This window comes from Roseateles sp. (genome assembly GCF_036486225.1).
Lineage (GTDB): Bacteria > Pseudomonadota > Gammaproteobacteria > Burkholderiales > Burkholderiaceae_C > Roseateles.
Window position 1 is genome coordinate 1 of sequence record NZ_DASVNZ010000133.1, and the last position, 9,710, is coordinate 9,710.

The window sequence follows — 9,710 nt, forward strand, 5'->3', positions numbered from 1 at the left end:
GATCGTGGCGCCGACGACCGGCCCGCTGGCGGCCGCCTCCGTCGCAAGCGCGGCTTCGGCCCCGGCCGAGCCCCGCACGCGCTGGTCGGTGCAGTTCAGCGGCGTGCGCATCACCAACGAGGACCTGCACGCCGAGATCGACGGTTCCTGGCAGAGCGGGGATGGCAAGCGCCCGCACGACTCGGGCAGGCTCGACCTGACCGGCCGCATCGACGAGATCCGGGCGCCGCGCGTGCTGCGCTACCTGCCGGCCTCGATGGGCCGGGATGCGCGGCGTTATGTCCGGGACGCGATCCGCGACGGCACCGTCCACAAGATCCAGGTGCGGCTGCAGGGCGACCTGCTGGAGTTCCCCTTCGACGCGCCGCGCAGCAAGGGCCAGTTCCGCGTCTCCGGACAGGTCCGCAACCTGACGCTGGCCTACGTGCCCAGCCATCCGGCCGAGGACGATCACCCGGCCTTCCAGTCGCCCTGGCCGGCGATGGAGCAGCTGGACACCGAGCTGATCTTCGATCGCGCCTCGATGAGCATCCGCAATGCCAAGGCCCGGCTGATGGGCGTGGACCTGGCCAACGTGCAGGGCTCGATTCCCGACCTGTACCACCACGCCCCGGTGCTGGAGATCGACGGCCAGGCGCGCGGCGCGCTGGCGGACGCCCTGCGCTACGTGAAGAGTTCCCCCGTCGCGGCGCTGACCAGCCACGTGCTGGACAACACCAGCGCCACCGGTCCGATGGCGCTCAAGCTCAACCTGCGGCTGCCGTTGATGCACATCGACGACACGACGGTGAAGGGCCTGGTCACGCTGACCGGCAACGACGTGCGCATCCGGCCCGACACCCCGCTGCTCGGCCAGGCGAAGGCCCTGGTCAGCTTCGACCAGAAGGGGCTGCAGATCCGCGGCGGTCAGGCGCGCGTGCTGGGCGGCGACGCGACCTTCGACGGCGGCAGCCAGCCCGACGGCTCGATGCGCTTCGCCGCGTCGGGCACGGTGACGGCCGAAGCGCTGCGCAACGCGCCGGAACTGGGGCTGCAGCAGGTCGCGTCGGTGATGACCGGCCAGGCCGCGGTGCGCTTCGAGCTGGGCGTCGTCAAGGGCGGTCAGACCGAGCTCACCGTTGCCAGCCCGATGCAGGGCATCGCGGTGAACCTGCCCGCCCCCATGCACAAGACCGCCGACGAGACCTGGCCCCTGCGCATCGCCACACGCGCGATCGCGGCCCCGGCGGGTTCGCAGCGCGAGGACATGCGCATCGAGGCCGGCCCGCTGCAGGCGCTCTACCAGCGCGACGTGACGCACGAGGCCAAGGTCCTGCGCGGCGCGGTCGCCGTGCGCGAGAAGCTGCCCGAGCTGCCGGCGCAGGGCGTCGTCGCCCGCGCCACCTTCGACCAGATCAACGCCGACGCCTGGCAGAACGCGCTGCCGGGACTGACCGGCGCGAAGGAGAACGCGGCCCTGGACAACACGACCGAGGGCATGGCGGAGGGCGGCTACGCGCCGTCGCAACTCACGCTGAAGGCGCAGACGCTGCAAGTGGCGGGCCGCACGCTGAACGCCGTCACCGCCGGCATCTCGCACGACGCCGGCGCGGGCTGGCGCGTCTCGATGGACGCGCAGCAGCTCAGCGGCCTGATCGAGGTCCGCGCCGCGAAACCCAACCAGCCCGGTCGCGTCTACGCGCGGCTGTCCCGGCTGTCCGTGCCCCGCAGCGATGTCGACGGCGTCGAGCAGCTGCTCGAGAAGCAGCCCAAGTCGGTGCCGACGCTGGACATCGTCGTCGAGGACTTCGAGCTGCGCGGCAAGCGGCTGGGCCGGCTCGAGATCGACGCCCAGCAGCAGAGCGACGCGCGCGACTGGCGCCTCGGCCGGCTCGTGCTCAAGAGCCCCGATGCGACGCTCAGCGCCTCCGGCAAATGGGCGCCGGAGCCGGGTCAGGCCTTGCGCCGGACCGAGCTCGACTGGAAGCTGGACGTCGCGGACGGGGGCAAGCTGCTGGAGCGGCTCGGCCAGGGCCAGGTGTTGCGCGGCGGCAAGGGCCAGCTCACCGGACAGGTGTCCTGGCAGGGCTCGCCGCTGTCGCCGGACTACGCCAGCATGAGCGGCCAGTTGAACGTCGAGATGGAGAAGGGCCAGTTCCTCAAGGCCGAGCCCGGCGTCGGGCGGCTGCTGGGCGTGCTGAGCTTGCAGTCCATCCCGCGGCGCCTGATGCTCGACTTCCGCGACGTGTTCGCGGAGGGTTTCGCCTTCGACAACGTCACCGGCGACATCAAGATCGGCAAGGGCGTGGCCCGCAGCGACAACCTGCGCATGAAGGGCCTGCAGGCCGCGGTGCTCATCGAGGGCAACGCCGACCTCGCCGCCGAGACCCAGGACCTGCATGTGCTGGTGCTGCCCGAGATCAATGCCGGCGGCGCCGCGCTCGCCTATGCGGCGGTGAACCCGGCCATCGGGCTGGGCGCCTTCCTGGCGCAGTGGCTGCTGCGCAAGCCGCTGGCCGCGGCCAACAGCGAGGAATTCCGCGTCACCGGCACCTGGTCCGATCCGCGCATCGAGCAGTTGCCGCGCCGCGCCCAGCCGCAGGGCAGCTACAACAGCACGGCCACCGCGCAAGGAGAATCCGCCCCATGAGCACGCCCGCCACCTCCGCCGGACCGCGCGCCGCCGCGCCGGTCACCGCTGCACCGCTTACCGTCGCCGCGATCCAGATGGTCTCCACCACCCGGCTGGAGGAGAACCTCGCACGCGCCCGCCACTGGATCGGCGAGGCCGCCCGGCAAGGCGCCCGGCTCGTGTCGCTGCCGGAGTACTTCTGCCTGATGGGCCACAAGGACACCGACAAGCTGCCCTTCGCCGAACGGCCCGGCGACTTCGACGCGCCCATCCAGGGCACGCTCAGCCGCGCGGCGCGCGAGCACGGCGTGTGGATCCTCGGCGGCACGCTGCCGATGGCGATCGAGGGCGCGCCGGTGCCCGCCGAGCGCGTGCGCAACACCACCTGCGTGTTCGCGCCGGACGGCTCGCTGAGCGCGCGCTACGACAAGCTCCACCTGTTCTGCTACGACAACGGCCGCGAGCGCTACGACGAGGCCCGCGTGCTGGAGGCCGGCGAGGCGCCGGTGACGGTGGCCGCGGCGATCTCCGGCGGTCCCACGCTGCAAGTCGGCCTGTCCATCTGCTACGACCTGCGCTTCCCCGAGCTCTATCGCGCGATGAGCTTCAGCGGCGAGCGGCCGCTCGACCTGATCAGCGTGCCGGCGGCCTTCACCTTCACGACGGGCCAGGCGCACTGGGAGCTGCTCCTGCGCGCCCGGGCGGTCGAGAACCAGGCCTACGTCATCGCGGCCGCGCAGGGCGGCACGCACGAGAACGGCCGCCGCACCTGGGGTCACAGCATGATCGTCGACCCCTGGGGCGAGGTCCTGGCCTGCGTGCCCGAGGGCGAGGGCCTGGCGGTGGCCAAGATCGATCCGGCGCGCATCGCGCAGGTGAGAGAGCAGTTGCCGGCGTTGCAGCATCGGCGGCTCTGAGTCCCGAACGGTGAGCGCCGAACGGTGCGCTTCCGACACTGAGCCTCGAAAGCGGTCCACTTCGGGCGATCGATGCCCGGTTCGCGGAGGCAAGATGCCCGGCATGATCGACCGCCGCCCCGCTCCTTCCCGTTCCGCGCTGGCCTCGCTGGCCGCCGCGGCCTGCGCCTGCGCGCTACTGGCGGGATGCGGCACGCCGGCCCGTCCGCTGGAGTCCTCGATCACGGACATGGAGTCGCTGCAGCTGCGCTCGTGGCTCAGTCCGCAGTTGCGGCGCAACATCGACCTGCTGCCGGTCACCGGCGGTCAGGAAACCTCAAGGTGGTGGGGCAGCCGCATCAACGCGATGACCTTGAACCAGACCTACCAGGAGTCGTTCCGACGCCTGGGGCTGATGCCGGACGTTCCCGACACCGGCCGCTACCAGTTGCAGGTCGAGGTGCTGGCGCTGGCGCAGCCGAACGTGCCGGTGTTGCCCGAGGTCGCCCTTTCCATCCGCTACACGCTGACGGAGCGAGCGGCCGGCGGCGGCAAGGTGCTCTATCAACGGACGCTGCGCACGACGCAGAAGGCCGGCATCGACGACAGCCTGAATCCGACCGAGCAACTGCGCATCGCCACGGAGTCTGCGCTGCGCAACAACATTGCGGATCTCGTGAGAGAGCTCGCATCGCTGGCGCTTCCGACGTAAGCGGTCCTCGGTAGCAGAACCGAAGAAGTACGGAAGTGGTTGGGGACGGTGAGGCGTGGGGTTTCCGCGCTTGCCGCGGGGGCCCCATGCCTCGGCGGCCAACGCCCGGGCGGTCGCAGGAAAGCCGTCCTTCCCGTTATACGAATTCAGCAGATTCCCCACCCCGGCATATGCATATAAGCATTGATTGCTTGCCAAACGCCGGGTAATCCCTAAGCATCACGGTTTCCGCCCCAAAGAGGCGCACGACGGCAACGGGTGTCACCTACCGCTAGCGTCCTTCATCTTTCCGTGATCGAACTCCAAAGCCTGCACAAATCGTATGACGTCGAGGGTCGCCGTGTTCCGGCGCTCCAGGGCGTGGATCTGAAGGTCGAATCGGGCGAGGTGTTCGGGATCATCGGCGCGTCGGGGGCTGGCAAGAGCACCTTGCTGCGGGTGATCAACCTGCTGGAGCGTCCGGACAGCGGCAAGGTCGTCGTGGCCGGCCAGGATCTGCAGACGCTGGACGCCGCCGGCCTGCGCGCCGCCCGGCAGAAGATCGCCATGATCTTCCAGCACTTCAATCTGCTGAGCTCGCGCACCGTGGCACAGAACGTCGCCTGGCCGCTGCGCATCGCGGGCTGGGAGGCGGCCCGGATCACCCCTCGCGTGCAGGCGCTGCTGGCCCGGGTGGGACTCGCCGATCAGGCCGACAAGTACCCCGCGCAGTTGTCCGGCGGACAGAAACAGCGTGTCGGCATCGCCCGCGCGCTGGCGTTGGACCCGCAGGTGCTGCTGTGCGACGAAGCCACCAGCGCGCTCGACCCTGAGACCACCCGCTCGATCCTCGATCTGCTGGCCGAGCTCAACGAGGAACTGAAGCTGACCATCGTCCTGATCACGCATGAGATGGACGTGGTCCGCCGTGTCTGCGACCGCGTCGCAGTGCTCGAGGCCGGCCGCATCGTCGAGCAGGGCCCCGTGGCGCAGGTCTTCCTGCATCCGCGTTCGGGAACGGCGAAGCGCTTCGTCCTCGCCGCGGAACATGTCGATGAAGGCGAGCAGCGTGACGACTACGCGCATGTCGCGGGCAGCCTCTGGCGGCTGACCTTCTTCGGCGAGCGCACCTACGAGCCGCTGCTGGGCGAGGTCGCCCGCCACGCGAATCTGGACTTCGGCATCCTCGCCGGCCGCATCGACCGGATCAAGAAGCAGCCCTACGGGCAATTGACGATCGCCGTCAGCGGCGGTGACCACGCCGCCGCGCGCCAGCTGCTGGCCGAGCGCGGCGTGCAGGTCGAGGAGCTGCGCGCATGAGCCTCGCCGCCACCCCTTCCCTGCTGGACACGCTCCGGACCATCGACTGGCCCGAGATCGCCACCGCCGGCGGCGACACGCTGCTGATGTTGGGCGGCTCGCTGCTGTTCACCGCGCTGCTCGGCCTGCCGCTGGGCATCGCGCTCTACCTGTTCGACCGCGACCGGTTGGTGTCCTCGCCCAAGGTGTACACGCTGCTGTCGCTCGCCGTGAACGTGCTGCGCTCGCTGCCCTTCGTCATCCTGCTGATCGTGCTGATCCCGTTCACGCTGCTCGTGACCGGCACCTCGCTCGGCGTGGCCGGCGCGATCCCGCCGCTGGTCGTCGGCGCCACGCCCTTCCTGGCCCGACTGGTCGAGACCGCACTGCGCGGCGTCGACCGCGGCATCGTCGAAGCCGGCCTCGCGATGGGCGCCAGCACCCGCCAGATCGTGTGGCAGGGCCTGCTGCCCGAGGCGCTGCCCGGTCTCGTCTCCGCGTTGACCGTCACCGCGATCACGCTGGTCGGCTACACAGCGATGTCCGGCGTCATCGGTGGCGGCGGCCTGGGCGATCTCGCCATCCGCTTCGGCTACCAGCGCTTCCAGACCGAGGTCATGGTCGTGACCGTCGTCCTGCTGCTGGTGCTGGTCCAACTGCTTCAGATGTTCGGCGACTGGCTCGTCACCCGCGTTTCACATCGTTAGCCGGGCTCGCCCAGAACCCCGCCTCCCCCTTTCATCGCTGGGCGCCCCAAGCAGGCGCGCGGCACCGTCCCTCAGAGGAGTTTGTCCCCATGAAGAAGCTGTTCACCGCCGCCGTCGCGGCCCTGTCGCTGGCTGCCGCCGGCTCCGCCGCCGCCGAGAAGCTGACCGTCGCCGCCACCGCGGTACCGCATGCCGAGATCCTGAACCTCATCAAGCCGGAGCTGGCCAAGCAGGGTGTGGAACTCGAGGTCAAGGTCTTCACGGACTACGTCCAGCCCAACGTGCAGGTCGCCGAGAAGCGCCTGGATGCCAACTTCTTCCAGCACAAGCCCTACCTGAACGAGTTCAACAAGGGCAAGGGCACGCACCTGGTCGCCGTCGCGGCGGTGCATGTGGAGCCCTTCGGCGCCTACTCGACCAAGCACAAGACCCTGGCCGCGCTGCCTGAAGGTGGCACCGTCGCGATCCCCAACGACCCGACCAATGGCGGCCGCGCGCTGCTGCTGCTGGACAAGGCCGGCGTGATCAAGCTCAAGGACAAGGCCAACATCCTGTCCACGACCAAGGACATCGCCGACAACCCGAAGAAGCTGAAGTTCCGCGAGATCGAGGCCGCCACGCTTCCGCGCATCCTGCCGCAGGTCGACCTGGCGCTGATCAACACGAACTACGCGCTGGAAGCGAAGCTGAATCCGTCCAAGGACGCCCTGGCGATCGAGGGCAGCGAGTCGCCCTACGCCAACTGGCTGGTCACGCGCGACGACAACCAGAACGCCCCGGCGGTCAAGAAGCTGGCCGCCGCGCTGCAGTCGGAAGCCGTCAAGCGCTTCATCCAGACCCAGTACAAGGGCGCGGTCGTCCCGGCGTTCTAACCGCCCGGAATCGCGAATTGCGGCGTAGCGAGCAGGCCGAGGTTGGGCCTGCGCAGTAGCCGCAAGCGCGATTTAGTCGCATAGCGCCCCACACATGTGGGGCGCTTTCATTTGGGGGCGAGGAGTCGCGCATTTGTGCCGTATAGCGAACGTCGCTTCTTGGCACCATGTCGGACTCCTCCCATGCCTAGGTCGTGCGCTCGCGCGAGCGCAAGACCTGCCCCCTCCGTGTCCGAACTCCTCGCGGCCCTGCCGCAGTTCTTCCTGTTCCGCGACGGCGCCCCGACGCTGCTGCTCACCGGCCGCTACGACTGGCCGCTGGTGCTGCTGTCGCTGGTCGTCGCCTCGCTGACCTCGGCGCTGGCGCTGCAGGTCGCGGGCGTGGCCAAGCCGGCCAAGGGCTGGCGCCGCCAGGCCATCCTCGCCACCGGTGCGCTGGCCCTGGGCGGCGGCATCTGGTCGATGCATTTCATCGGCATGCTGGCCTTCCAGCTCTGCGCGCAGATCGGCTTCGACGCCCACATCACCGCGGTCTCGATGGTGCCGGCGCTGATCGCCTCCTGGGTCGCGCTGGCGCTGCTGGCCCGCCATCAGCTCGAGGCCTGGCGCCTGATCGTCGGCGGCGTGCTGGTCGGCGCCGGCATCGGCGCGATGCACTACACCGGCATGGCGGCGATGGAGATGTCCGTCGCGCTGCGCTACGACCCGGTCTGGTTCGGCGCCTCCATCGTCGTGGCGGTGCTGCTGGCGATGCTGGCACTGTGGATCCGCTTCGGCCTGGCCGGCCGGATCCACCGCCACTGGGCGATCGTGCTCGGCGGCGTGGTGATGGGCTGCGCGATCGCGGGCATGCACTACACGGCGATGGGCGCGGCGCGCTTCGTCGGCCTGGGCGACGGCCCCTGCAACAGCAGCATCGAGAACGCCGGCTGGCTCGCGCTGGCCGTGACCGTGATGGCGCTGGCGATCAGCGCGATCACCGCCGGCGCCAACGGCCTGCTGGCGCTGCGCCGGCTCAACACCGACCTGATGGACGAGCGTCGTCGCATGCTCGCGATGGAGCAGGCGCTGCGCGACAGCGAGACCAAGTACCGCACCGTCATCGCCAACAGCCCCGGCGTGACCTTCCGCTGCCGCCTGGACGCGGACTGGTCGATGCTGCTGATCAACGACGCCGTCGAGGAGCTGACCGGCTGGCCGGCGCAGGACTTCCTGGATGGCCGCCAGCACTTCGCCGCGCTGATCCACCGCCACGATCAGGAGCACGTGAACGCGGCGGTCGAGACCGCCGTCGCGGCCGACGCGCCCTATTCGATCGAGTACCGGGTCCACACCCGCGAGGCCGGCGAGCGCTGGGTCTCCGAACGCGGCCGCGCCGTCCGCGACGCACAGGGCGCGCCGCAGTGGATCGACGGCGTGATCCTCGACATCACCGAACCCAAGCGCCTGCAGCGCCAGCTCGAGGAAGCCAAGGAGCGCGCCGAATCCGCCGCCGCCGCCAAGAGCGCCTTCCTGGCCAACATGAGCCACGAGATCCGCACACCGATGAACGCCATCCTGGGCTTCACCGAGCTGCTGCTGGACACCACGCTGACCGACTCGCAACGCCGCCACCTGACGACGGTGCGCGGTTCGGCGCGCTCGCTGCTCTCGCTGCTCAACGACATCCTGGACACCGCCAAGCTCGACAAGGGCGCGATGGAGCTGGAGGTCACCGACTTCTCGCTGCGCACCGTCTGCGAACAGGCGCTGAACTCGCTGCGGCTGCTGGCGCAGCGCAAGAACCTGGCGCTGACCCTCGACTATCCGAGCGCGGAGCCGCGCTTCTTCAAGGGCGACCCGCTGCGCGTGCAGCAGGTGCTGCTGAACCTGGTCGGCAATGCCATCAAGTTCACCGAGCGCGGCGTCGTGACGCTGCGCATGCGGCAGGAAGGCGGACAGATCCATCTGGCCGTCATCGACACCGGCATCGGCATCGCCGCCGACCGGCTGGACCGCATCTTCGACGCTTTCGCGCAGGCCGACGCCTCGACGACGCGCCGCTTCGGCGGCACCGGCCTGGGCACGACGATCTCGCGCCAGCTGGTCGAACGCATGGGCGGCCGCATCACCGTCGAAAGCGAAGTCGACCAGGGCAGCACCTTCCACGTCTGGCTACCGCTGTCGGCGGGCGACGCCGCGCGCGCCGAGTCCGACGCGGCCGAGGCAACCGTCACGCTGCCGCCGCTGCGGCTGCTGGTGGCCGACGACGTCGCGCAGAACGGCGAACTGCTGCAGATCATCCTCGGCCGCGAGGGCCATCAGGTCACGCTGGCCTCGGACGGGTTGCAAGCGCTGAAGGCCTTCTCCGACGAGCGTTTCGACGCGGTGCTGATGGACGTCCACATGCCCTTGCTGGACGGCCTCGGCGCGACGCGCCGGATCCGCAACTTCGAGCATGCGCAGGGCCGCGGGCACACGCCGGTGGTCGCGCTGACCGCCAGCGTGCTGGAGGAAGACCGCCAGGCCGCCCTGGCCGCCGGCATGGACGGCTTCGCGGTCAAGCCGGTGGAACCGGCGCGGTTGTTCGCCGAGATCGCCCGCGTGCTGGGCCTGACGCCGGGCCGCTCGCCGGCCTTGGCCGGCCCCGCGCCG

The 9,710-nt window shown here is 70.0% G+C and carries 7 protein-coding genes; all 7 read left to right on the forward strand.

The genetic code is table 11. The annotated features are described in order from the left end of the window. Window positions 1–2,629 (forward strand): YhdP family protein (locus tag VF536_RS09070; RefSeq protein ID WP_331614507.1); only part of this gene is annotated, 2,629 nt, incomplete at its 5' end. Further along, window positions 2,626–3,528 (forward strand): carbon-nitrogen hydrolase family protein, encoded by a 903-nt coding sequence (locus VF536_RS09075; RefSeq protein ID WP_331614510.1) that lies wholly within the window; start codon window positions 2,626–2,628, stop codon window positions 3,526–3,528. The genes VF536_RS09070 and VF536_RS09075, both read left to right, overlap by 4 nt. A gap of 103 nt (window positions 3,529–3,631) precedes the next feature. Further along, complete coding sequence (locus VF536_RS09080; RefSeq protein WP_331614511.1) at window positions 3,632–4,219, forward strand: hypothetical protein; 588 nt, start codon at window positions 3,632–3,634, stop codon at window positions 4,217–4,219. A gap of 291 nt (window positions 4,220–4,510) precedes the next feature. Continuing rightward, on the forward strand, window positions 4,511–5,518 hold the full coding sequence (locus VF536_RS09085; protein ID WP_331614512.1) for a methionine ABC transporter ATP-binding protein: 1,008 nt from the start codon (window positions 4,511–4,513) through the stop codon (window positions 5,516–5,518). After that, a complete protein-coding gene (locus VF536_RS09090) occupies window positions 5,515–6,204 on the forward strand; it encodes a methionine ABC transporter permease (RefSeq protein WP_331614513.1) in 690 nt (229 codons plus the stop codon). Before VF536_RS09085 ends, VF536_RS09090 begins: the two co-directional genes overlap by 4 nt. An 89-nt stretch (window positions 6,205–6,293) precedes the next feature. Continuing rightward, window positions 6,294–7,076: a MetQ/NlpA family ABC transporter substrate-binding protein gene (locus VF536_RS09095; protein WP_331614514.1), complete on the forward strand. Its 783-nt coding sequence runs from the start codon at window positions 6,294–6,296 to the stop codon at window positions 7,074–7,076. Window positions 7,077–7,304: 228 nt separating this feature from the next. Beyond that, window positions 7,305–9,710: MHYT domain-containing protein (locus VF536_RS09100; RefSeq protein ID WP_331614515.1), on the forward strand; the 2,406-nt coding region annotated here is incomplete at its 3' end.

Coding starts and splice junctions, on each gene's coding strand:
- VF536_RS09075 (WP_331614510.1), top strand. CDS start 2,626: ATGAGCACGCCCGCCACCTCCGCCGGACCGCGCGCCGCCGCGCCGGTC.
- VF536_RS09080 (WP_331614511.1), top strand. CDS start 3,632: ATGATCGACCGCCGCCCCGCTCCTTCCCGTTCCGCGCTGGCCTCGCTG.
- VF536_RS09090 (WP_331614513.1), top strand. CDS start 5,515: ATGAGCCTCGCCGCCACCCCTTCCCTGCTGGACACGCTCCGGACCATC.
- VF536_RS09095 (WP_331614514.1), top strand. CDS start 6,294: ATGAAGAAGCTGTTCACCGCCGCCGTCGCGGCCCTGTCGCTGGCTGCC.